The organism is Burkholderia sp. FL-7-2-10-S1-D7, from assembly GCF_001524185.1.
In the GTDB taxonomy this organism is placed as follows: domain Bacteria; phylum Pseudomonadota; class Gammaproteobacteria; order Burkholderiales; family Burkholderiaceae; genus Burkholderia; species Burkholderia diffusa.
In genome coordinates this window covers 93,395-115,672 of sequence record NZ_LOWY01000101.1, presented here as the reverse complement: position 1 = coordinate 115,672, position 22,278 = coordinate 93,395, and the positions used below count along the sequence as shown (strand labels likewise).

The window sequence follows — 22,278 nt, the reverse complement described above, 5'->3', positions numbered from 1 at the left end:
GTGAGGTTTCGTGCCGAACGTATCGTTTCTGGAGGCTAACCGTGCCGCTTAATAGAGAAGACAAGCAAGCCGTCGTCGCTGAGGTTGCCGCGCAAGTCGCGAAGGCCCAGACCGTTGTGCTGGCTGAGTATCGTGGAATTGCGGTTGGCGATCTGACCAAGCTGCGCGCGAAAGCGCGTGAGCAACAGGTTTACCTGCGCGTGTTGAAGAACACGCTGGCGCGTCGCGCTGTTGAAGGTACGCCGTTTGCTCCGCTGGCAGAGCAGATGACTGGCCCCCTGATCTACGGCATCTCGGAAGATGCAATTGCTGCTGCTAAGGTCGTCAACGACTTCAGCAAGAGCAATGACAAGTTGGTCATCAAGGCTGGTTCGTTCGATGGCAAGGTGATGGACAAGGCCGGCGTGCAAGCGCTGGCAAGCATCCCGAGCCGCGAAGAACTGCTCTCGAAGCTGCTGTTCGTTATGCAATCGCCTGTTTCGGGCTTCGCGCGTGCTCTTGCCGCGCTGGCCGAGAAGAAGCAAGCAGAAGCTGCGTAATCGAGCGTGCATCAGCGTCACTGATCGCTGGCTGTATCCGAATTCAATTTAGGAGTATTTCAAATGGCAATCGCAAAAGAAGACATCCTGGCAGCAGTCGAAGGGATGACCGTTCTGGAACTGAACGAACTGGTCAAGGCGTTCGAAGAGAAGTTTGGCGTGTCGGCAGCTGCAGTGGCAGTCGCTGGCCCGGCAGGCGGCGGCGCTGCTGCTGCTGCAGAAGAGAAGACCGAGTTCACGGTCGTTCTGGCTGAAGCAGGCAGCAACAAGGTTGCAGTCATCAAGGCAGTTCGCGAACTGACGGGCCTGGGCCTGAAGGAAGCGAAGGACGTCGTTGACGGCGCACCGAAGGCTGTCAAGGAAGGCGTCGACAAGGCTGCTGCTGAAGAAGCCAAGAAGAAGCTGGAAGAAGCTGGCGCGAAGGTCGAAGTCAAGTAAGTTTCGACGCGCCGTGCGAAGGCTGGCGGTATTTTCACCGCCGGCCTTTTTGTGCTTTGTGGGGACGTTATTCTGGCACTCATTCGGGAGCCCGAATAACTGGCCCCAGAAGCCAAAGAAAACCGCCGAATCGTGATCAATGGCCGCGATTGACGTTTCTCTTTGTCTTCTGAAGCGACTGCAGAAGGCAAGTTTGGTCGGGTAGCGGGCAACACAGGCATCCGCTGCCGTCAGCCAGCGGTTGGTAGCGGCCAACCACCAAGCTTCTCGGCTCGTTCAAGCCGTTGGACGGCCATCGGGTCTCAGTCGGTGAACACTCGGGTTTGAAACGTCCAGGTATTCCGCCTCGATAGCACCCGCCGTGATTCGGAGATCGTATGCAATATTCCTTCACCGAGAAGAAGCGCATTCGCAAGAGTTTCGCGAAGCGCCCCATCGTTCACCAAGTTCCGTTCTTGCTGGCCACCCAGCTTGAATCATTCAGCACGTTTCTGCAAGCCGACGTGCCCGGCACGCAACGCAAGCCTGAAGGTTTGCAGGCCGCATTCACGTCGGTATTTCCCATTGTTTCGCACAACGGCTTCGCGCGCCTCGAGTTCGTGAGCTACGCGCTGTCCGCGCCGGCATTCAACATCAAGGAATGCCAGCAGCGTGGCCTGACGTACTGCTCCGCGCTGCGCGCGAAGGTCCGCCTCGTCATCCTCGACAAGGAATCGCCGAACAAGCCGGTCGTCAAGGAAGTGAAGGAGCAGGAAGTGTACATGGGCGAAATTCCGCTCATGACGCCGACGGGCTCGTTCGTCATCAACGGCACCGAGCGTGTCATCGTCTCGCAGCTGCACCGTTCGCCGGGCGTGTTCTTCGAACACGACAAGGGCAAGACGCACAGCTCGGGCAAGCTGCTGTTCTCGGCACGGATCATTCCGTACCGCGGCTCGTGGCTCGACTTCGAATTCGATCCGAAGGACATCCTGTACTTCCGCGTCGACCGTCGCCGCAAGATGCCGGTCACGATCCTGCTGAAGGCCATCGGCCTCACGCCGGAACAGATCCTCGCGAACTTCTTCGTGTTCGACAACTTCACGCTGATGGACGAAGGCGCGCAACTCGAGTTCGTGCCCGAGCGCCTGCGTGGTGAAGTCGCGCGCTTCGACATCACGGATCGCGACGGCAAGGTCATCGTCCAGAAGGACAAGCGGATCAACGCGAAGCACATTCGCGACCTCGAAGCCGCGAAGACCAAGTACATCTCGGTGCCGGAAGACTATCTGCTCGGCCGCGTGCTGGCGAAGAACGTCGTCGACGGCGACACCGGCGAAGTGATCGCGACCGCGAACGAAGAAGTCACGGAAAGCGTGCTCGAGAAGCTGCGCGAAGCGGGCATCAAGGACATCCAGACGCTCTATACGAACGATCTGGACCAGGGTCCGTACATCTCGTCGACGCTGCGTGTCGACGAAACGACCGACAAGACGGCCGCGCGCATCGCGATCTACCGCATGATGCGTCCGGGCGAGCCGCCGACCGAAGAAGCGGTCGAGGCGCTGTTCAACCGTCTGTTCTACAGCGAAGAAGCGTACGACCTGTCGAAGGTCGGCCGTATGAAGTTCAACCGCCGCGTCGGCCGTGACGAGATCACCGGCCCGATGACGCTGCAGGACGACGACATCCTCGCGACGATCAAGATCCTCGTCGAACTGCGCAACGGCAAGGGCGAAGTGGACGACATCGACCACCTCGGCAACCGTCGCGTGCGTTGCGTCGGCGAACTGGCGGAAAACCAGTTCCGCGCGGGTCTCGTGCGTGTCGAGCGCGCGGTCAAGGAACGCCTCGGCCAGGCCGAAAGCGAAAACCTGATGCCGCATGACCTGATCAACTCGAAGCCGATTTCGTCGGCAATCCGCGAGTTCTTCGGTTCGTCGCAGCTGTCGCAGTTCATGGACCAGACCAACCCGCTGTCGGAAATCACGCACAAGCGCCGTGTTTCCGCACTGGGCCCGGGCGGTCTGACGCGCGAACGCGCAGGCTTCGAAGTGCGTGACGTGCACCCGACCCACTATGGCCGCGTGTGCCCGATCGAAACGCCGGAAGGTCCGAACATCGGTCTGATCAACTCGCTCGCACTGTATGCGCACCTGAACGAGTACGGCTTCCTCGAGACGCCGTACCGCAAGGTCGTGGACGGCAAGGTGACCGACCAGATCGACTACCTGTCGGCGATCGAGGAAGGCCGCTACATGATCGCGCAGGCGAACGCCGCGATCGACGAGAATGGCCAGCTGATCGACGAACTCGTGTCGTCGCGTGAAGCCGGCGAAACGATGATGGTCACGCCGGACCGCATCCAGTACATGGACGTCGCGCCGTCGCAGATTGTGTCGGTTGCAGCTTCGCTGATCCCGTTCCTCGAGCACGACGACGCGAACCGTGCATTGATGGGTTCGAACATGCAGCGTCAGGCCGTGCCGTGTCTGCGTCCGGAAAAGCCGGTCGTCGGTACGGGCATCGAGCGCACCTGTGCGGTCGACTCGGGCACGACGGTTCAGGCGTTCCGCGGCGGCGTCGTCGACTATGTCGACGCAGGCCGTATCGTGATTCGCGTGAACGACGACGAAGCGGTCGCAGGTGAAGTCGGTGTCGACATCTACAACCTGATCAAGTACACGCGTTCGAACCAGAACACGAACATCAACCAGCGTCCGATCGTGAAGATGGGCGACAAGGTCTCGCGCGGCGACGTGCTGGCCGACGGCGCATCGACGGACCTGGGCGAGCTCGCGCTCGGCCAGAACATGCTGATCGCGTTCATGCCGTGGAACGGCTACAACTTCGAGGACTCGATCCTGATCTCGGAGAAGGTCGTGGCCGACGATCGCTACACGTCGATCCACATCGAAGAGCTGAACGTCGTTGCACGCGACACGAAGCTCGGGCCGGAAGAAATCACGCGCGACATCTCGAACCTGGCGGAAGTCCAGCTCGGCCGTCTCGACGAATCGGGCATCGTGTACATCGGTGCGGAAGTCGAAGCGGGCGACGTGCTGGTCGGCAAGGTCACGCCGAAGGGCGAGACCCAGCTGACGCCGGAAGAGAAGCTGCTGCGCGCGATCTTCGGCGAGAAGGCTTCGGACGTGAAGGACACGTCGCTGCGCGTGCCGTCGGGCATGAGCGGCACCGTGATCGACGTCCAGGTGTTCACGCGTGAAGGCATCCAGCGCGACAAGCGTGCGCAACAGATCATCGACGACGAGCTGAAGCGCTACCGTCTCGACCTGAACGACCAGCTGCGCATCGTGGAAGGCGACGCGTTCCAGCGTCTCGCACGGATGCTCGTGGGCAAGGTCGCGAACGGCGGTCCGAAGAAGCTCGCGAAGGGCACGAAGATCGACCAGGCTTACCTGGAAGACCTCGACCACTACCACTGGTTCGACATCCGCCTCGCGGACGACGAAGCAGCGGCATCGCTCGAAGCGATCAAGAACTCGATCGAAGAAAAGCGTCACCAGTTCGATCTCGCGTTCGAAGAGAAGCGCAAGAAGCTCACGCAAGGCGACGAACTGCCGCCGGGCGTGCTGAAGATGGTCAAGGTGTACCTCGCGGTGAAGCGCCGCCTGCAGCCTGGCGACAAGATGGCAGGCCGCCACGGTAACAAGGGCGTCGTGTCGAAGATCGTCCCGATCGAAGACATGCCGTACATGGCCGACGGCCGTCCGGCAGACGTTGTGCTGAACCCGCTCGGCGTGCCGTCGCGGATGAACGTGGGTCAGGTTCTGGAAGTGCACCTCGGCTGGGCCGCGAAGGGCCTTGGCTGGCGTATCGGCGAAATGCTGCAGCGTCAGGCGAAGATCGAGGAGCTGCGCGCGTTCCTGACGAAGATCTACAACGAGTCGGGCCGCCAGGAAGATCTGGAAAGCTTCACCGACGACGAGATCCTCGAACTCGCGAAGAACCTGCGCGAAGGTGTGCCGTTCGCAACGCCGGTGTTCGACGGTGCGACCGAGGAAGAAATGGGCAAGATGCTCGACCTCGCGTTCCCGGACGACATCGCGGAACAGCTCGGCATGAACCCGTCGAAGAACCAGGTCCGTCTGTACGACGGCCGCACGGGTGAAATGTTCGAACGTCGCGTGACGCTCGGCTACATGCACTACCTGAAGCTGCACCACTTGGTCGACGACAAGATGCACGCACGTTCGACGGGCCCGTACTCGCTCGTCACGCAGCAGCCGCTGGGCGGTAAGGCGCAGTTCGGTGGCCAGCGTTTCGGTGAAATGGAAGTGTGGGCACTCGAAGCGTACGGCGCGTCCTACGTGCTGCAGGAAATGCTGACGGTGAAGTCGGACGACGTGACCGGCCGGACGAAGGTGTACGAAAACCTCGTCAAGGGCGATCACGTGATCGATGCAGGCATGCCGGAGTCCTTCAACGTGCTCGTGAAGGAAATCCGCTCGCTCGGTATCGATATCGATCTCGACCGCAATTAATCGGACTACGGAGAGAAAGCAATGAAAGCTCTGCTCGATCTATTCAAGCAAGTCCAACAGGAAGAAGTTTTCGACGCGATCAAGATCGGTCTGGCCTCGCCCGACAAGATCCGTTCGTGGTCGTTCGGTGAAGTGAAGAAGCCGGAGACCATCAACTACCGTACGTTCAAGCCGGAACGCGATGGTCTCTTCTGCGCGAAGATCTTCGGGCCGATCAAGGACTACGAGTGCCTGTGCGGCAAGTACAAGCGTCTGAAGCACCGCGGCGTGATCTGCGAGAAGTGCGGCGTCGAAGTGACGCTGGCGAAGGTGCGTCGCGAACGCATGGGCCACATCGAACTGGCCTCGCCGGTCGCGCACATCTGGTTCCTGAAGTCGCTGCCGTCGCGTCTGGGCATGGTGCTCGACATGACGCTGCGCGACATCGAACGCGTGCTGTACTTCGAAGCATACGTGGTGATCGAACCGGGCATGACGCCGCTGAAGGCGCGGCAGATCATGACCGAAGAGGATTACTACAACAAGGTCGAGGAATACGGCGACGAATTCCGTGCCGAGATGGGCGCGGAAGGCGTGCGTGAACTGCTGCGCGCGATCAACATAGACGAGCAGGTCGAGACGCTGCGCACCGAGCTGAAGAACACCGGCTCGGAAGCGAAGATCAAGAAGTACGCAAAGCGCCTGAAGGTCCTCGAGGCATTCCAGCGCTCGGGCATCAAGCCCGAGTGGATGATCCTCGAAGTGCTGCCGGTGCTGCCGCCGGAACTGCGTCCGCTCGTGCCGCTGGACGGCGGCCGTTTCGCGACGTCGGACCTGAACGACCTGTATCGCCGCGTGATCAACCGTAACAACCGGTTGAAGCGCCTGCTCGAGCTGAAGGCCCCTGAAATCATCGTCCGCAACGAAAAGCGGATGCTGCAGGAAGCCGTCGACTCGCTGCTCGACAACGGTCGTCGCGGCAAGGCGATGACGGGCGCGAACAAGCGTCCGCTGAAGTCGCTCGCCGACATGATCAAGGGCAAGGGCGGTCGTTTCCGTCAGAACCTGCTGGGCAAGCGCGTCGACTACTCGGGCCGTTCGGTCATCGTGGTCGGCCCGACGCTGAAGCTGCACCAGTGCGGCCTGCCGAAGCTGATGGCGCTCGAGCTGTTCAAGCCGTTCATCTTCAACAAGCTGGAAGTGATGGGCGTCGCGACGACCATCAAGGCTGCGAAGAAGGAAGTCGAGAACCAGACGCCGGTGGTGTGGGACATCCTGGAAGAGGTGATCCGCGAGCACCCGGTGATGCTGAACCGTGCGCCGACGCTGCACCGTCTCGGTATCCAGGCGTTCGAGCCCGTGCTGATCGAAGGCAAGGCGATCCAGCTGCACCCGCTCGTCTGTGCGGCGTTCAACGCCGACTTCGACGGTGACCAGATGGCCGTTCACGTGCCGCTGTCGCTCGAAGCGCAGATGGAAGCGCGCACGCTGATGCTGGCGTCGAACAACGTGCTGTTTCCGGCCAACGGCGATCCGTCGATCGTGCCGTCGCAGGATATCGTGCTGGGTCTGTACTACGCGACCCGCGAAGCGATCAACGGCAAGGGCGAAGGCCTGTCGTTCACCGGCGTGTCGGAAGTGATCCGCGCGTACGAGAACAAGGAAGTCGAGCTGGCATCGCGCGTCAACGTGCGGATCACCGAAATGGTCCACAACGAAGACAAGTCGGAAGGCGCACCGGCATTCGTGCCGAAGATCACGCTGTACGCGACGACCGTCGGTCGCGCGATCCTGTCGGAGATCCTGCCGCACGGCCTGCCGTTCTCGGTGCTGAACAAGCCGCTGAAGAAGAAGGAAATCTCGCGCCTGATCAACACGGCGTTCCGCAAGTGCGGTCTGCGCGCGACGGTGGTGTTCGCCGATCAGCTGATGCAGTCGGGTTTCCGTCTCGCGACGCGCGCCGGCATTTCGATCTGCGTGGACGACATGCTCGTGCCGCCGCAGAAGGAAACGATCGTCGGTGACGCCGCGAAGAAGGTGAAGGAGTACGACCGCCAGTACATGTCGGGTCTCGTCACCGCGCAGGAACGCTACAACAACGTGGTCGACATCTGGTCGGCAACGTCGGAAGCGGTCGGCAAGGCGATGATGGAGCAGCTGTCGACGGAGCCGGTGATCGACCGCGACGGCAACGAGACGCGCCAGGAGTCGTTCAACTCGATCTACATGATGGCCGACTCGGGCGCCCGGGGTTCGGCGGTGCAGATTCGTCAGCTGGCCGGTATGCGTGGCCTGATGGCGAAGCCGGACGGCTCGATTATCGAGACGCCGATTACCGCGAACTTCCGCGAAGGCCTGAACGTGTTGCAGTACTTCATCTCGACCCACGGTGCACGTAAGGGTCTGGCTGATACGGCACTGAAGACGGCAAACTCGGGTTACCTGACCCGTCGTCTCGTCGACGTCACGCAGGATCTGGTGGTGGTCGAGGACGATTGCGGCACGTCGAACGGCGTGGCGATGAAGGCGCTGGTCGAAGGCGGTGAAGTCGTCGAGGCACTGCGCGACCGTATCCTCGGCCGCGTCGCGGTCGCGGACGTCGTGAACCCGGAAACGCAGGAAACGCTGTACGAATCGGGCACGCTGCTCGACGAAACGGCGGTCGAGGAAATCGAACGCCTCGGCATCGACGAAGTGCGCGTGCGCACGCCGCTGACCTGCGAAACGCGTTACGGCCTGTGCGCAGCCTGCTACGGCCGTGACCTCGGCCGCGGCTCGCTCGTGAACGTCGGCGAAGCAGTCGGTGTGATCGCGGCACAGTCGATCGGTGAGCCGGGCACGCAGCTGACGATGCGTACGTTCCACATCGGTGGTGCGGCATCGCGTGCGGCAGTGGCGTCGTCGGTCGAAGCGAAGAGCAACGGTATCGTGCGTTTCACGGCGACGATGCGTTACGTCACCAACGCGAAGGGCGAGCAGATCGTCATCTCGCGTTCGGGCGAGGCGCTGATCACCGACGATATCGGCCGCGAGCGCGAACGTCACAAGATCCCGTACGGTGCGACGCTGCTGCAGCTCGACGGTGCGGCGATCAAGGCCGGCACGCAGCTGGCGACGTGGGATCCGATGACGCGTCCGATCATCACCGAGTACGGTGGTACGGTGAAGTTCGAGAACGTCGAGGAAGGCGTAACCGTCGCGAAGCAGATCGACGACGTGACCGGCCTGTCGACGCTGGTCGTGATCGACGTGAAGCGTCGCGGTTCGCAAGCTTCGAAGAGCGTGCGTCCGCAGGTGAAGCTGCTCGACGCGAACGGCGAAGAAGTGAAGATCCCGGGCACGGAACACGCAGTGCAGATCGGCTTCCAGGTCGGCGCACTGATCACCGTGAAGGACGGCCAGCAAGTGCAGGTGGGTGAAGTGCTCGCACGTATCCCGACCGAAGCGCAGAAGACGCGTGACATTACCGGCGGTCTGCCGCGGGTGGCGGAACTGTTCGAAGCGCGTTCGCCGAAGGATGCCGGCATTCTCGCGGAAGTCACCGGCACGACGTCGTTCGGCAAGGACACGAAGGGCAAGCAGCGTCTCGTCATCACGGACCTCGAAGGCAATCAGCACGAGTTCCTGATCGCGAAGGAAAAGCAGGTGCTGGTCCACGATGCTCAGGTCGTCAACAAGGGCGAAATGATCGTGGACGGCCCGGCCGATCCGCACGACATCCTGCGTCTGCAGGGTATCGAGGCGCTGTCGCGCTACATCGTCGACGAAGTGCAGGACGTGTATCGTCTGCAGGGCGTGAAGATCAACGACAAGCACATCGAGGTGATCGTTCGCCAGATGCTGCGTCGTGTGCAGATCACCGACAACGGTGATACGCGCTTCATCCCGGGCGAACAGGTCGAGCGTTCCGACATGCTGGACGAGAACGATCGCATGATCGCCGAGGGCAAGCGCCCGGCGTCGTACGATAACGTGCTCCTCGGTATCACGAAGGCGTCGCTGTCGACCGACTCGTTCATCTCCGCAGCATCGTTCCAGGAAACGACCCGCGTGCTGACCGAAGCGGCGATCATGGGCAAGCGCGACGATCTGCGCGGCCTGAAGGAAAACGTGATCGTCGGCCGTCTGATCCCGGCCGGTACGGGTCTCGCGTTCCACAAGGCACGCAAGGCGAAGGAGATGTCCGATCGCGAGCGTTTCGATCAGATCGCAGCGGAAGAGGCATTTGACTTCGGCACGCCGAGCGCGCCTGCGGAAGAGCCGCAACACCCGGCAGCCGAATAAGCGCGGGCGGCGCGAGCCGCCTCACGTTGCATATTCGCTGTCATCGAAACCGCCCGGTCCGCCGGGCGGTTTTTTTTATACGTCGTTCACGTGCATGACGGGCTTGCCGCAGGCGTTGCGCAGGCCTGTCATGCGCGTGCACGAACTTTGCCGATCGGCCAACGTTGCACGATTCGCCGCGCGTCGCGCGAGCGGGTTGTTAAAATCGCGGTCATCGTTCCGCCGTCCTCGTTCTCATCATTCATGTCCCGCGCCCTCGAAATTCTCGACGAAGTCTTTGGTTATTCCGCATTTCGCGGCCAGCAGGGCGAGATCGTCGAACACGTCGCCGGCGGCGGCGATTGCCTCGTGCTAATGCCGACGGGCGGCGGCAAATCGCTGTGCTACCAGATTCCGGCGCTGCTGCGCCGCGAGGCCGGGCAGGGCGCCGGCATCGTGGTATCGCCGCTGATCGCGCTGATGCAGGACCAGGTCGCGGCGTTGAGCGAAGTCGGCGTGCGCGCGGCCTACCTGAACTCGACGCTGTCGGGCGCCGAGGCCGCGGCCACCGAGCGCGCGTTGCGCGAAGGCGAAATCGACCTGTTGTACGTCGCGCCGGAGCGCCTGATGACGGGGCGCTTCCTCGACCTGCTCGAGCGCGCGAAGATCGGCCTGTTCGCGATCGACGAAGCGCACTGCGTGTCGCAATGGGGGCACGATTTCCGCCCGGAATACATTCAGCTGTCGGTGCTGCACGAGCGGTTCCCGTCGGTGCCGCGTATCGCGCTGACCGCGACGGCCGATGCGATCACGCGCGACGAGATCATCCATCGTCTCGCGCTCGACGACGCACGCGTGTTCGTGTCGAGCTTCGACCGCCCGAACATCCGCTACCGGATCGTCGAAAAGGACAATGCGCGTTCGCAGTTGCTCGATTTCATCCGCGCCGAGCACACGAATGCCGACGGCACGACCGACGCCGGTGTCGTCTACTGCCTGTCGCGCCGCAAGGTCGAGGAAACGGCCGAATGGCTCAAGGCACAGGGCGTGCGTGCGCTGCCGTATCACGCGGGGATGGAGTTCGAGGTGCGGCAGAAGCACCAGGAAATGTTCCAGCGAGAGGAAGGCATCGTGATGTGCGCGACCATCGCGTTCGGCATGGGCATCGACAAGCCGGACGTGCGCTTCGTCGCCCACCTCGATTTGCCGAAGAGCGTCGAAGGCTACTACCAGGAAACCGGCCGTGCGGGTCGCGACGGGATGCCGGCAAACGCGTGGATGGCGTATGGGCTCGGCGACGTCGTCCAGCAGCGCAAGATGATCGACGAGTCCGATGCGGACGACGCGCACAAGCGCGTGCAGACGGCGAAGCTCGATGCGCTGCTCGGACTGTGCGAGACGATCTCGTGCCGGCGCGTGCGGCTTCTGAACTACTTCGGCGAGGCGAGCCGCCCGTGCGGCAACTGCGACACGTGCCTCGAACCGCCCGATTCGTGGGACGCGACGCGCGAGGCGCAGATGGCGCTGTCGTGCGTATTCCGCGCGCAGCGCGCGAGCGGCTTCAATTTCGGCTCGAGCCATCTGATCGAGATCCTGCGCGGCGGCCGCACCGAGAAGGTGCTGCAGCGCGGCCACGACCAGCTCAGTACGTTCGGGATTGGCGCGTCGCTTTCCGAGCCCGAGTGGCGCGCGATTTTCCGGCAGCTCGTGGCGTATGGCTATCTGGCGGTCGATCATGGCGGCTTCGGCGCGCTGATGCTGACCGAGGCCGCGAAGCCGGTGCTGAAGAACGAGGAGAAGGTCACGCTGCGCCGCTACGTGAAGCCGCAGCGCACGCGCCAGTCGTCGAGCCGCAGTGGCACGCGGGTCGACCCGACGGCCGGCATGGGCACGCGCGAGCGCGCACGTTGGGATGCGCTGCGCGCGTGGCGCGCGGAAACCGCGAAGTCCGACGGCGTGCCGGCCTACGTGATCTTCCACGACGCGACGCTGGCCGAAATCGCGCGCAACGCGCCGGAGACGATCGACGACCTGCGCCATATTCCCGGCATGGGTGTGCGCAAGCTCGAACGCTTCGGCGACGAGATCATCGACGTCGTCGAATCGGCATGACACAGGTGTTCCGACCCTTCCGGTAAACCGCCCGCACGGCTGGCAAATCACGCAAGCCGTTGACTTAGTTGGCATTTCCGGCATATGATGCTGGGTTCCGGTATTCGGTGGGCCGAGCCGCGTTCGAAAGTTCGTGTCCGTATCGCCAGTTCGGAAATCAACTGTGCGTCGATTCTCGCTTTGCCCGAAATCGATGTGCAGATTTTGTTCAATTTCAGGAATAAACAATGCCAACCATCAACCAACTGGTTCGCAAAGGCCGTCAGTCGGAAACGACGAAGAGCAAGAGCCCGGCCCTGCAGGACTGCCCCCAGCGTCGCGGCGTGTGCACCCGTGTGTACACGACGACGCCGAAGAAGCCGAACTCGGCACTCCGTAAGGTCGCCAAGGTTCGTCTGACGAACGGCTTCGAAGTGATTTCGTACATCGGCGGTGAAGGCCACAACCTGCAGGAACACTCGGTTGTGCTGATCCGCGGCGGCCGTGTGAAGGACTTGCCGGGTGTGCGTTACCACATGGTTCGCGGCTCGCTGGATACCCAGGGCGTCAAGGACCGTAAGCAAGCGCGCTCGAAGTACGGCGCGAAGCGTGCAAAGGCTGCCAAGTAAGCAGTTTTTGATCAGGGATCGCCGCAGGGCGGTCAAGGCGGGAGTGCCGGATTGCCGGTGCTGTCGAGTAAGTGGTCACCCGGCCAAGCTGGTTAGTCGTGAAGATGTGATCGGGTTTGTTGGTGGCCGCGGGGCTGAATTCAGCTCCAACTGAACAGGTAAAGGAAGAATCATGCCGCGTCGTCGCGAAGTCCCCAAGCGGGAAGTGTTGCCGGATCCGAAGTTCGGCAACGTTGATGTAGCCAAGTTCATGAACATGCTGATGCTGTCCGGCAAGAAGTCGGTCGCAGAGCGCATCGTTTATGGCGCATTCGAACAAATCCAGACCAAGGGTGGCAAGGACCCGCTGGAAGTGTTCACCGTTGCGCTCAACAACGTGAAGCCGGTGGTCGAAGTGAAGAGCCGTCGCGTTGGTGGTGCCAACTATCAGGTTCCGGTCGAAGTGCGCCCGTCGCGTCGTATGGCATTGGCGATGCGCTGGCTGCGTGAGGCTGCGAAGAAGCGCAGCGAGAAGTCGATGGCTCTGCGTCTGGCAGGCGAACTCACCGAAGCGGCTGAAGGCCGTGGCGGCGCGATGAAGAAGCGCGATGAAGTTCACCGCATGGCAGAAGCCAACCGCGCGTTCTCGCATTTCCGTTTCTAAGCGCCTGGCTGGGCTGTTTGCGGAAATAAATTCCGGGCGGGTGCGCTTTTCAGGCGCCTCGCCCGTTTGTGTTGAAGCATGATGCAGCAGGGCTGCATCGTGTTATCCCAGTAGAGGATCAAAGTGGCTCGCAAGACTCCTATCGAGCGCTACCGCAATATCGGTATTAGCGCTCACATCGACGCCGGCAAGACGACGACGACCGAGCGCATTCTGTTTTACACCGGTGTGAACCACAAGATCGGTGAAGTCCACGACGGCGCAGCAACGATGGACTGGATGGAGCAGGAACAGGAGCGTGGCATCACGATCACGTCCGCTGCTACCACGGCCTTCTGGAAGGGCATGGGCGGCAACTATCCGGAACACCGCATCAACATCATCGATACCCCGGGCCACGTCGACTTCACGATCGAAGTGGAGCGCTCGATGCGCGTGCTCGACGGCGCGTGCATGGTGTACTGCGCAGTGGGCGGCGTGCAGCCGCAGTCGGAAACGGTGTGGCGCCAGGCTAACAAGTACAAGGTGCCCCGTCTCGCGTTCGTCAACAAGATGGACCGTACCGGCGCGAACTTCTTCAAGGTCTACGACCAGCTCCGTCTGCGCCTGAAGGCGAATCCGGTTCCGGTCGTGGTGCCGATCGGCTCGGAAGAAAACTTCAAGGGCGTGGTCGACCTGATCAAGATGAAGGCGATCATTTGGGACGAAGCGTCGCAAGGCACGAAATTCGACTACGTCGACATCCCGGCCGAGCTCGCCGAGACCTGCAAGGAATGGCGCGAAAAGATGGTCGAAGTGGCTGCTGAAGCCAGCGAAGACCTGATGAACAAGTACCTGGAAGAAGGCGATCTGCCGGAAGCCGACATCGTCAAGGCTCTGCGCGACCGTACGATCGCGTGCGAAATCCAGCCGATGCTGTGCGGTACCGCGTTCAAGAACAAGGGCGTGCAGCGTATGCTCGACGCCGTGATCGACTTCCTGCCGTCGCCGGTCGACATCCCGCCGGTCAAGGGTGAACTCGAAAACGGTGAAGAAGCAGAGCGCAAGGCGTCGGACGACGAGAAGTTCTCGTCGCTCGCGTTCAAGATCATGACCGACCCGTTCGTCGGCCAGCTGATCTTCTTCCGTGTGTACTCGGGCGTCGTCAACTCGGGCGACACGCTGCTGAACTCGACCAAGGGCAAGAAGGAACGCCTCGGCCGTATTCTGCAGATGCACGCGAACCAGCGTGAAGAAATCAAGGAAGTCCGTGCAGGCGACATCGCTGCTGCGGTCGGCCTGAAGGAAGCGACCACGGGCGACACGCTGTGCGACCCGGCGAACCCGATCGTTCTCGAGCGCATGGTGTTCCCGGAGCCGGTGATTTCGCAGGCTGTCGAGCCGAAGACCAAGGCTGACCAGGAAAAGATGGGCCTCGCGCTGAACCGTCTGGCGCAGGAAGACCCGTCGTTCCGCGTGCAGACCGACGAAGAGTCGGGCCAGACCATCATTTCGGGCATGGGCGAGCTCCACCTCGAAATTCTGGTCGACCGGATGAAGCGTGAATTCGGCGTGGAAGCAACCGTCGGCAAGCCGCAGGTTGCATACCGCGAAACGATCCGCTCGACGGCGAAGGATGTCGACGGCAAGTTCGTCAAGCAGTCGGGTGGTCGCGGCCAGTACGGTCACGCGGTCATCACGCTCGAGCCGAACGAACAAGGCAAGGGCTACGAGTTCTTCGACGAGATCAAGGGTGGTGTGATTCCGCGTGAATACATCCCGGCGGTCGACAAGGGTATCCAGGACACGCTGAAGTCGGGCGTGCTGGCTGGCTTCCCGGTCGTCGACGTGAAGGTTCACCTGACGTTCGGTTCGTACCACGACGTTGACTCGAACGAAAACGCGTTCCGCATGGCCGGTTCGATGGCGTTCAAGGAAGCGATGCGCAAGGCGAACCCGGTCGTCCTCGAGCCGATGATGGCTGTCGAAGTCGAGACGCCGGAAGACTACATGGGCAACGTGATGGGCGACCTGTCGGGCCGTCGCGGCATCGTCCAGGGCATGGAAGACATGGTTGGCGGCGGCAAGATCGTTCGCGCCGAAGTGCCGCTGTCGGAAATGTTCGGTTACTCGACGTCGCTGCGCTCGCTGACGCAAGGTCGTGCAACGTACACGATGGAGTTCAAGCACTACGCTGAAGCTCCGCGTAACGTCGCCGAAGCGATCATCAGCGCGAAGTCGAAGTAAATCTGTAGCTACCAACTGATTATTTTTTGAAAGAAGAGAATCATGGCAAAAGAAAAGTTTGAGCGGACCAAGCCGCACGTCAACGTTGGTACGATTGGTCACGTTGACCACGGCAAGACGACGCTGACGGCAGCGATCACGACGGTTCTGACGAAGAAGTTCGGCGGCGAAGCGAAGGCGTACGACCAGATCGACGCGGCACCGGAAGAAAAGGCGCGCGGCATCACGATCAACACGGCACACGTCGAGTACGAAACGGCAAACCGCCACTACGCACACGTCGACTGCCCGGGCCACGCTGACTATGTGAAGAACATGATCACGGGCGCAGCGCAGATGGACGGCGCGATCCTGGTTTGCTCGGCAGCAGACGGCCCGATGCCGCAAACGCGTGAGCACATCCTGCTGGCGCGTCAGGTTGGCGTTCCGTACATCATCGTGTTCCTGAACAAGTGCGACATGGTGGACGACGCTGAACTGCTCGAGCTGGTCGAGATGGAAGTTCGCGAACTCCTGTCGAAGTACGACTTCCCGGGCGACGACACGCCGATCGTGAAGGGTTCGGCTAAGCTGGCGCTGGAAGGCGACACGGGCGAGCTGGGCGAAGTGGCGATCATGAACCTGGCCGACGCACTGGACACGTACATCCCGACGCCGGAGCGTGCAGTTGACGGCGCGTTCCTGATGCCGGTGGAAGACGTGTTCTCGATCTCGGGCCGTGGTACGGTGGTGACGGGTCGTGTCGAGCGCGGCATCGTGAAGGTCGGCGAGGAAATCGAAATCGTCGGTATCAAGCCGACGGTGAAGACGACCTGCACGGGCGTTGAAATGTTCCGCAAGCTGCTGGACCAAGGTCAGGCAGGCGACAACGTCGGTATCCTGCTGCGCGGCACGAAGCGTGAAGACGTGGAGCGTGGCCAGGTTCTGGCGAAGCCGGGTTCGATCACGCCGCACACGCACTTCACGGCTGAAGTGTACGTGCTGAGCAAGGACGAAGGCGGCCGTCACACGCCGTTCTTCAACAACTACCGTCCGCAGTTCTACTTCCGTACGACGGACGTGACGGGCTCGATCGAACTGCCGAAGGACAAGGAAATGGTGATGCCGGGCGACAACGTGTCGATCACGGTGAAGCTGATCGCTCCGATCGCGATGGAAGAAGGTCTGCGCTTCGCAATCCGCGAAGGTGGCCGTACCGTCGGCGCCGGCGTCGTCGCCAAGATCATCGAGTAACATCGACGATCCGCGGATCCCTCCGGGGTCCGCGATTCCACGGTAGGCAGTCGTACCGTCGAAACCGGGTGTCCAGTTTGATCTGGCACCCGGTTTTGTCTTTGTGGCGTGCGCGTTGCGGTATTGACAAACGCACACCACCACTCCGATTTTTCGTGTAGAATCGCGGGCTTAGCAGTGGAAGTACCGTTCGGAAGCTGGCGCCTCGCTCCCCGCAGGCAACAGGTTTCGCGTTCTTTTAGTGTCCGGCGATGCAACATCGCCTCGCTCTTTTCAAGGAATCGTCATGCAGCAACAGAAAATCCGCATTCGCCTGAAGGCTTTCGACTATCGTCTGATCGATCAATCGGCTGCCGAAATCGTCGATACCGCGAAGCGGACTGGCGCAATCGTCCGTGGCCCGGTGCCGCTGCCGACGCGCATTCAGCGTTTTGACATCCTGCGCTCGCCGCACGTCAACAAGACGTCGCGCGATCAGCTCGAAATCCGCACCCACCAGCGCCTGATGGACATCGTCGATCCGACCGACAAGACGGTTGACGCGCTGATGAAGCTCGATCTGCCGGCTGGCGTCGACGTGGAAATCAAGCTGCAGTAAGGCTTTCGGCGCGATCCGGATTGCCGGGTGGTGCTAAGTCTTTGTATTGCTTGCGGAAATCGAGAAGTCGGGCTATACTGCTTGGCTTTTCGCGTATTCGCGTAAAAAAGTTGGGCCTTGCGTGCCCGGCATTTTGTAAATCAGCCCCGACCAATCGCAGTCGGGAATGGAGAAAATGATGAGCCTTGGACTCGTAGGTCGCAAGGTTGGCATGACCCGTATCTTCACGGCTGAAGGGGATTCGATTCCCGTCACCGTGCTGGACGTGTCGGACAACCGCGTGACGCAGATCAAGACTGTTGAAACCGACGGCTACACGGCCGTGCAGGTTGCATTCGGCTCCCGCCGCGCATCGCGCGTGACGAAGCCGCTGGCAGGTCATCTCGCCAAAGCCGGTGTCGAAGCCGGTGAAATCCTCAAGGAATTCCGCATTGACGCGGCCAAGGCAGCAGAGCTGTCGAATGGCGCCGTGGTCGGTGCTGATCTTTTCGAAGTGGGCCAGAAGGTCGACGTGCAAGGCGTGTCGATCGGTAAGGGCTACGCTGGTACGATCAAGCGTTACAACTTCTCCTCCGGCCGTGCTACCCACGGTAACTCGCGCTCGCACAACGTGCCGGGCTCGATCGGTATGGCGCAGGATCCGGGTCGCGTTTTCCCGGGTAAGCGCATGACGGGTCACCTCGGTGATGTTACGGTGACGGTGCAGAACCTCGAAATCGCTCGTATCGACGCAGAGCGCAAGCTGCTGCTCGTCAAGGGCGCGATTCCGGGCGCGAAGGGCGGCAAGGTTTTCGTGACGCCGGCCGTCAAGACCAAGGGGGCGAAATAATGGAACTCAAGCTCCTGAACGAAAATGGTCAGGAAGGTGCAGTGGTCAACGCGTCGGACGTCGTGTTCGGTCGTGACTACAACGAAGCGCTGATCCACCAGGTCGTCGTCGCGTACCAGGCGAATGCTCGCCAAGGTAACCGCGCACAGAAGGACCGTGAGCAAGTCAAGCACACCACCAAGAAGCCGTGGCGTCAGAAGGGTACGGGCCGCGCTCGTGCCGGTATGTCGTCGAGCCCGCTGTGGCGTGGCGGTGGTCGCATCTTCCCGAACTCGCCGGAAGAAAACTTCTCGCACAAGGTCAACAAGAAGATGCATCGCGCAGGTCTCTGCTCGATCTTCTCGCAGCTGGCCCGTGAAGGTCGTCTGTCGGTCGTCGAGGACATCATCCTCGAAGCGCCGAAGACCAAGCTGCTGGCTGACAAATTCAAGACCATGGGTCTCGACTCCGTGCTGATCATTACGGACACGGTCGACGAGAACCTGTACCTGGCTTCGCGCAACCTGCCGCACGTGGCGATTGTCGAGCCGCGCTACGCTGACCCGCTGTCGCTGATCTACTTCAAGAAAGTGCTGGTCACGAAGGCTGCGGTCGCCCAGATCGAGGAGTTGCTGTCATGAGCGAGATTCGCAAGAACGATCATCGTTTGATGCAGGTCCTGCTCGCACCGGTGATCTCGGAAAAGGCGACGCTGGTTGCCGACAAGAACGAGCAAGTCGTGTTCGAAGTCGCACCGGATGCCACGAAGCAGGAAGTGAAGGCGGCTGTCGAGCTGCTGTTCAAGGTTGAAGTTGATTCGGTCAACGTGCTGGTTCAGAAGGGCAAGCAAAAGCGCTTCGGCCGTTCGATGGGCCGTCGCAAGGACGTGAAGAAGGCGTACGTTTGCCTGAAGCCCGGCCAGGAAATCAACTTTGAAGCGGAGGCCAAGTAATCATGGCAATCGTGAAAGTTAAACCGACTTCGCCGGGTCGCCGCGCGATGGTCAAGGTGGTCAACAAGAATCTGCACCAGGGCAAGCCGTACGCGGCGCTGCTCGACTCGCAGAGCTCGACCGCCGGCCGCAACAACAACGGCCGCATCACCACGCGTCACAAGGGTGGTGGTCACAAGCAGCATTACCGTATCGTCGATTTCCGTCGCACGAAGGACGGCATCCCGGCAAAGGTCGAGCGTCTCGAGTACGACCCGAACCGTAGCGCGAACATCGCGCTGGTGCTCTACGCAGACGGCGAGCGTCGCTACATCATCGCCCCGAAGGGCCTGACCGTCGGCCAGCAGCTGATGTCGGGTTCGGAAGCGCCGATCCGTGCAGGCAACACGCTGCCGATCCGCAACATTCCGGTCGGTACGACGATCCACTGCATCGAGATGCTGCCGGGCAAGGGCGCGCAAATGGCGCGTTCGGCTGGCACGTCGGCCATGCTGCTGGCACGTGAAGGCGTCTACGCGCAGGTTCGTCTGCGTTCGGGCGAAATCCGCCGCGTGCACATCGAGTGCCGTGCAACGATCGGTGAAGTCGGCAACGAAGAGCATAGCCTGCGCCAAATCGGCAAGGCTGGCGCGAACCGCTGGCGCGGTATCCGCCCGACGGTGCGTGGCGTTGCGATGAACCCGGTTGATCACCCGCACGGTGGTGGTGAGGGCAAGACGGCTGCAGGTCGCGACCCGGTGAGCCCGTGGGGTACGCCGGCTAAGGGTTACCGCACCCGCAGCAACAAGCGCACGACGACGATGATCGTCCAGCGCCGTCACAAGCGTTAAGGAGTAGGCAATGGCACGTTCTGTTAAAAAAGGTCCGTTCTGCGACGCCCATTTGCTGAAGAAAGTTGAGGCGGCTGCAGCTTCGCGCGACAAAAAGCCGATCAAGACCTGGTCGCGTCGCTCGACGATTCTGCCGGATTTCATCGGCCTGACGATCGCTGTTCACAACGGCCGTCAACACGTTCCGGTGTACATCTCGGAAAACATGGTCGGCCACAAGCTTGGCGAGTTCGCACTGACCCGTACGTTCAAGGGTCACGCAGCCGACAAGAAGGCCAAGAAATAAGGGGCAATCAAGATGGAAGTGAAAGCAATTCATCGCGGTGCCCGCATCTCGGCGCAAAAAACGCGCCTTGTGGCTGACCAGATCCGCGGTTTGCCGGTCGACAAGGCGCTGAACGTTCTGACGTTCTCGCCGAAGAAGGCGGCTGGCATCGTGAAGAAGGTTGTGCTGTCGGCAATCGCGAATGCGGAGCACAACGAAGGCGCTGATATCGACGAGCTCAAGATCAAGAGCATCTACGTCGACAAGGCTGCATCGCTCAAGCGTTTCACCGCGCGCGCAAAGGGCCGCGGTAACCGCATCGAGAAGCAATCCTGTCACATCACTGTGACGGTCGGGAATTAAGGAGCCATACGATGGGACAGAAAATTCATCCGACTGGCTTCCGCCTGGCTGTCAGCCGCAATTGGGCTTCGCGTTGGTACGCGAACAACAACAATTTCGCGGCGATGCTGCAGGAAGACATCGGTGTTCGTGAATACCTGAAGAAGAAGCTGAAGAACGCTTCGGTCGGTCGGGTCGTCATCGAGCGTCCGGCAAAGAACGCGCGCATCACGATTTACAGCTCGCGTCCGGGCGTCGTCATCGGCAAGAAGGGCGAGGATATCGAACAGCTGAAGACGGAACTGCAACGCCGCATGGGCGTGCCGGTTCACGTCAACATCGAAGAAATCCGCAAGCCGGAAACCGATGCGCAACTGATCGCTGACTCGATCACGCAACAGCTCGAGCGCCGGATCATGTTCCGTCGCGCGATGAAGCGTGCGATGCAGAACGCGATGCGTCTGGGTGCCCAGGGCATCAAGATCATGAGCGCAGGCCGTCTGAACGGTATCGAAATCGCTCGTACGGAGTGGTATCGCGAAGGTCGCGTGCCCCTTCACACGCTGCGTGCCGATATCGACTACGCAACCTCGGAAGCGAAGACGACCTACGGGATCATCGGTGTCAAGGTTTGGGTGTACAAGGGCGACACGCTCGGCCGCAATGACGCGCCGGTGGTCGAAGAAGTAGCCGAAGACAAGCGTCCGCGTCGCAATGCGCGTCCGGGCGACCGTCGTCCGCGCCGTGACGGCGAAGGCGGCGCTCCGGGTGCTCGTCGTGGCGCACCGCGCCGTGGCGCCGGCAAGCCCGAAGACGGCAAGACTGGAGAATAACGATGCTGCAACCGAAACGCAGAAAGTATCGTAAAGAGCAGAAGGGTCGTAACACTGGCAAGGCGACGCGCGGCAACGCAGTGTCGTTCGGTGAATTCGGCCTGAAGGCGATCGGTCGCGGTCGTTTGACCGCGCGTCAAATTGAAGCGGCGCGTCGTGCAATGACGCGTCACATCAAGCGTGGCGGCCGCATCTGGATCCGGATCTTCCCGGACAAGCCGATTTCGCAAAAGCCGGCAGAAGTGCGTATGGGTAACGGTAAGGGTAACCCGGAGTACTACGTCGCCGAAATCCAGCCGGGCAAGATGCTCTATGAAATGGACGGCGTAACCGAAGAACTGGCACGCGAAGCGTTCCGTCTGGCTGCAGCGAAGCTGCCGCTGAAGACGACGTTCATCGTGCGCCAGCTCGGCGCCTAAGGAGAAAACATGAAGGCTTCCGAACTTCTCCAGAAAGACCAGGCCGCGCTCAACAAGGAGCTGGCGGACCTGCTGAAGGCGCAATTCGGCCTGCGCATGCAACTCGCGACCCAGCAGCTCACGAACACGAGCCAGCTGAAGAAGGTTCGTCGCGACATCGCACGTGTGCGGACCGTCATGACTCAGAAGGCGAACCAGAAATGAACGATAGCGTGAAAACCTCGCTGAAGCGGACGCTGGTCGGTCGGGTCGTCAGCAACAAGATGGACAAGACCGTCACCGTGCTGATCGAGCACCGCGTCAAGCACCCGATCTACGGCAAGTACGTCGTGCGCTCGAAGAAGTACCACGCGCATGATGAAGCGAACACCTGCAACGAAGGCGATCTCGTCGAAATCCAGGAAACTCGTCCTGTTTCGAAGACGAAGGCCTGGACGGTGTCGCGCCTCGTCGAAGCAGCTCGCGTCATCTAAGCGGGCAGAGCAGTAGGCAGTAACAGGCACTTCGCGATGAAGTGCTTGAAATCGCAAAGTTTTTGCTTGCGTGACCGGGATTATTTGTTATAATCCCGGTCTTCCCTCTTTATGGGAGCCCCGTCGCGGGCGAAGTTGGTGGGGGAAGCGGACTGGCGCCAGCCTGTCCGAAAGATTCACCGAATTGCGATGGCGGGTTTCGTTTGCCGTCGCTGCTGTTCCAACCCAAGCAG

20 protein-coding genes are annotated in these 22,278 nt (G+C 61.2%); all 20 read left to right on the top strand.

Annotated features, from left to right (window positions below; all coding sequences use genetic code 11):
• Window positions 1-41 precede the first annotated feature (41 nt).
• The 20 genes from rplJ (at window position 42) to rpsQ (ending at window position 22,045) form a co-directional block, all read left to right on the top strand.
• Window positions 42-539 (top strand): 50S ribosomal protein L10, encoded by a 498-nt coding sequence (gene rplJ / locus WS75_RS31170; protein WP_038715103.1) that lies wholly within the window; start codon window positions 42-44, stop codon window positions 537-539.
• Between the two features lie 63 nt (window positions 540-602).
• The gene (rplL, locus tag WS75_RS31165) at window positions 603-977 is read left to right on the top strand and encodes a 50S ribosomal protein L7/L12 (protein WP_021161757.1); all 375 of its coding nucleotides are present in this window, start codon (window positions 603-605) and stop codon (window positions 975-977) included.
• A 377-nt stretch (window positions 978-1,354) separates the two neighbouring features.
• On the top strand, window positions 1,355-5,461 hold the full coding sequence (rpoB, locus tag WS75_RS31160; RefSeq protein WP_059686555.1) for a DNA-directed RNA polymerase subunit beta: 4,107 nt from the start codon (window positions 1,355-1,357) through the stop codon (window positions 5,459-5,461).
• A 21-nt stretch (window positions 5,462-5,482) separates the two neighbouring features.
• Window positions 5,483-9,724 (top strand): DNA-directed RNA polymerase subunit beta', encoded by a 4,242-nt coding sequence (gene rpoC, locus WS75_RS31155; RefSeq protein WP_059599775.1) that lies wholly within the window; start codon window positions 5,483-5,485, stop codon window positions 9,722-9,724.
• 243 nt (window positions 9,725-9,967) lie between these two features.
• Window positions 9,968-11,815: a DNA helicase RecQ gene (gene recQ, locus WS75_RS31150; RefSeq protein WP_059686553.1), complete on the top strand. Its 1,848-nt coding sequence runs from the start codon at window positions 9,968-9,970 to the stop codon at window positions 11,813-11,815.
• A 227-nt stretch (window positions 11,816-12,042) separates the two neighbouring features.
• The gene (gene rpsL / locus WS75_RS31145; protein ID WP_006400662.1) at window positions 12,043-12,423 is read left to right on the top strand and encodes a 30S ribosomal protein S12; all 381 of its coding nucleotides are present in this window, start codon (window positions 12,043-12,045) and stop codon (window positions 12,421-12,423) included.
• A 172-nt stretch (window positions 12,424-12,595) separates the two neighbouring features.
• Complete coding sequence (rpsG, locus tag WS75_RS31140) at window positions 12,596-13,066, top strand: 30S ribosomal protein S7 (RefSeq protein ID WP_034209730.1); 471 nt, start codon at window positions 12,596-12,598, stop codon at window positions 13,064-13,066.
• Between the two features lie 123 nt (window positions 13,067-13,189).
• A complete protein-coding gene (gene fusA, locus WS75_RS31135; protein ID WP_059535572.1) occupies window positions 13,190-15,292 on the top strand; it encodes an elongation factor G in 2,103 nt (700 codons plus the stop codon).
• A 42-nt stretch (window positions 15,293-15,334) separates the two neighbouring features.
• Window positions 15,335-16,525, top strand: coding sequence for an elongation factor Tu (tuf, locus tag WS75_RS31130; RefSeq protein ID WP_011882996.1), 1,191 nt, complete (start codon window positions 15,335-15,337; stop codon window positions 16,523-16,525).
• Between the two features lie 286 nt (window positions 16,526-16,811).
• Window positions 16,812-17,123, top strand: a complete 312-nt coding sequence (gene rpsJ / locus WS75_RS31125; RefSeq protein ID WP_004199280.1) for a 30S ribosomal protein S10 — start codon at window positions 16,812-16,814, stop codon at window positions 17,121-17,123.
• A 178-nt stretch (window positions 17,124-17,301) separates the two neighbouring features.
• Entirely contained in the window at window positions 17,302-17,952 is a 651-nt protein-coding gene (gene rplC, locus WS75_RS31120) for a 50S ribosomal protein L3 (RefSeq protein ID WP_006752926.1), read from the top strand.
• A complete protein-coding gene (gene rplD / locus WS75_RS31115; protein WP_006477192.1) occupies window positions 17,952-18,572 on the top strand; it encodes a 50S ribosomal protein L4 in 621 nt (206 codons plus the stop codon). The genes rplC and rplD overlap by 1 nt, the downstream gene beginning before the upstream one ends.
• Window positions 18,569-18,883, top strand: coding sequence for a 50S ribosomal protein L23 (gene rplW, locus WS75_RS31110; RefSeq protein ID WP_004199275.1), 315 nt, complete (start codon window positions 18,569-18,571; stop codon window positions 18,881-18,883). Before rplD ends, rplW begins: the two co-directional genes overlap by 4 nt.
• Window positions 18,884-18,885: 2 nt before the next feature.
• Complete coding sequence (gene rplB, locus WS75_RS31105) at window positions 18,886-19,713, top strand: 50S ribosomal protein L2 (protein ID WP_034209733.1); 828 nt, start codon at window positions 18,886-18,888, stop codon at window positions 19,711-19,713.
• A gap of 10 nt (window positions 19,714-19,723) precedes the next feature.
• Window positions 19,724-19,999 (top strand): 30S ribosomal protein S19, encoded by a 276-nt coding sequence (gene rpsS / locus WS75_RS31100; protein WP_004199273.1) that lies wholly within the window; start codon window positions 19,724-19,726, stop codon window positions 19,997-19,999.
• A gap of 12 nt (window positions 20,000-20,011) precedes the next feature.
• A complete protein-coding gene (rplV, locus tag WS75_RS31095) occupies window positions 20,012-20,341 on the top strand; it encodes a 50S ribosomal protein L22 (protein WP_004199272.1) in 330 nt (109 codons plus the stop codon).
• 11 nt (window positions 20,342-20,352) lie between these two features.
• The gene (rpsC, locus tag WS75_RS31090) at window positions 20,353-21,153 is read left to right on the top strand and encodes a 30S ribosomal protein S3 (RefSeq protein ID WP_006482899.1); all 801 of its coding nucleotides are present in this window, start codon (window positions 20,353-20,355) and stop codon (window positions 21,151-21,153) included.
• 2 nt (window positions 21,154-21,155) lie between these two features.
• Complete coding sequence (gene rplP / locus WS75_RS31085; protein WP_059468475.1) at window positions 21,156-21,572, top strand: 50S ribosomal protein L16; 417 nt, start codon at window positions 21,156-21,158, stop codon at window positions 21,570-21,572.
• A 9-nt stretch (window positions 21,573-21,581) separates the two neighbouring features.
• A complete protein-coding gene (gene rpmC / locus WS75_RS31080; protein WP_006400652.1) occupies window positions 21,582-21,776 on the top strand; it encodes a 50S ribosomal protein L29 in 195 nt (64 codons plus the stop codon).
• Window positions 21,773-22,045 carry a 30S ribosomal protein S17 gene (gene rpsQ, locus WS75_RS31075; RefSeq protein WP_006752928.1) on the top strand — a complete coding sequence of 91 codons (273 nt, stop codon included), beginning with the start codon at window positions 21,773-21,775 and terminating at the stop codon, window positions 22,043-22,045. The genes rpmC and rpsQ overlap by 4 nt, the downstream gene beginning before the upstream one ends.
• The last annotated feature ends 233 nt before the right edge of the window (window positions 22,046-22,278 follow it).

What these genes read in the sequence shown, in the direction of transcription:
- rplL (WP_021161757.1), top strand. Translation starts at nt 603, where the DNA reads ATGGCAATCGCAAAAGAAGACATCCTGGCAGCAGTCGAAGGGATGACC.
- rpoB (WP_059686555.1), top strand. Translation starts at nt 1,355, where the DNA reads ATGCAATATTCCTTCACCGAGAAGAAGCGCATTCGCAAGAGTTTCGCG.
- rpoC (WP_059599775.1), top strand. Translation starts at nt 5,483, where the DNA reads ATGAAAGCTCTGCTCGATCTATTCAAGCAAGTCCAACAGGAAGAAGTT.
- recQ (WP_059686553.1), top strand. Translation starts at nt 9,968, where the DNA reads ATGTCCCGCGCCCTCGAAATTCTCGACGAAGTCTTTGGTTATTCCGCA.
- rpsL (WP_006400662.1), top strand. Translation starts at nt 12,043, where the DNA reads ATGCCAACCATCAACCAACTGGTTCGCAAAGGCCGTCAGTCGGAAACG.
- rpsG (WP_034209730.1), top strand. Translation starts at nt 12,596, where the DNA reads ATGCCGCGTCGTCGCGAAGTCCCCAAGCGGGAAGTGTTGCCGGATCCG.
- tuf (WP_011882996.1), top strand. Translation starts at nt 15,335, where the DNA reads ATGGCAAAAGAAAAGTTTGAGCGGACCAAGCCGCACGTCAACGTTGGT.
- rpsJ (WP_004199280.1), top strand. Translation starts at nt 16,812, where the DNA reads ATGCAGCAACAGAAAATCCGCATTCGCCTGAAGGCTTTCGACTATCGT.
- rplC (WP_006752926.1), top strand. Translation starts at nt 17,302, where the DNA reads ATGAGCCTTGGACTCGTAGGTCGCAAGGTTGGCATGACCCGTATCTTC.
- rplD (WP_006477192.1), top strand. Translation starts at nt 17,952, where the DNA reads ATGGAACTCAAGCTCCTGAACGAAAATGGTCAGGAAGGTGCAGTGGTC.
- rplW (WP_004199275.1), top strand. Translation starts at nt 18,569, where the DNA reads ATGAGCGAGATTCGCAAGAACGATCATCGTTTGATGCAGGTCCTGCTC.
- rplB (WP_034209733.1), top strand. Translation starts at nt 18,886, where the DNA reads ATGGCAATCGTGAAAGTTAAACCGACTTCGCCGGGTCGCCGCGCGATG.
- rpsS (WP_004199273.1), top strand. Translation starts at nt 19,724, where the DNA reads ATGGCACGTTCTGTTAAAAAAGGTCCGTTCTGCGACGCCCATTTGCTG.
- rplV (WP_004199272.1), top strand. Translation starts at nt 20,012, where the DNA reads ATGGAAGTGAAAGCAATTCATCGCGGTGCCCGCATCTCGGCGCAAAAA.
- rpsC (WP_006482899.1), top strand. Translation starts at nt 20,353, where the DNA reads ATGGGACAGAAAATTCATCCGACTGGCTTCCGCCTGGCTGTCAGCCGC.
- rplP (WP_059468475.1), top strand. Translation starts at nt 21,156, where the DNA reads ATGCTGCAACCGAAACGCAGAAAGTATCGTAAAGAGCAGAAGGGTCGT.
- rpmC (WP_006400652.1), top strand. Translation starts at nt 21,582, where the DNA reads ATGAAGGCTTCCGAACTTCTCCAGAAAGACCAGGCCGCGCTCAACAAG.
- rpsQ (WP_006752928.1), top strand. Translation starts at nt 21,773, where the DNA reads ATGAACGATAGCGTGAAAACCTCGCTGAAGCGGACGCTGGTCGGTCGG.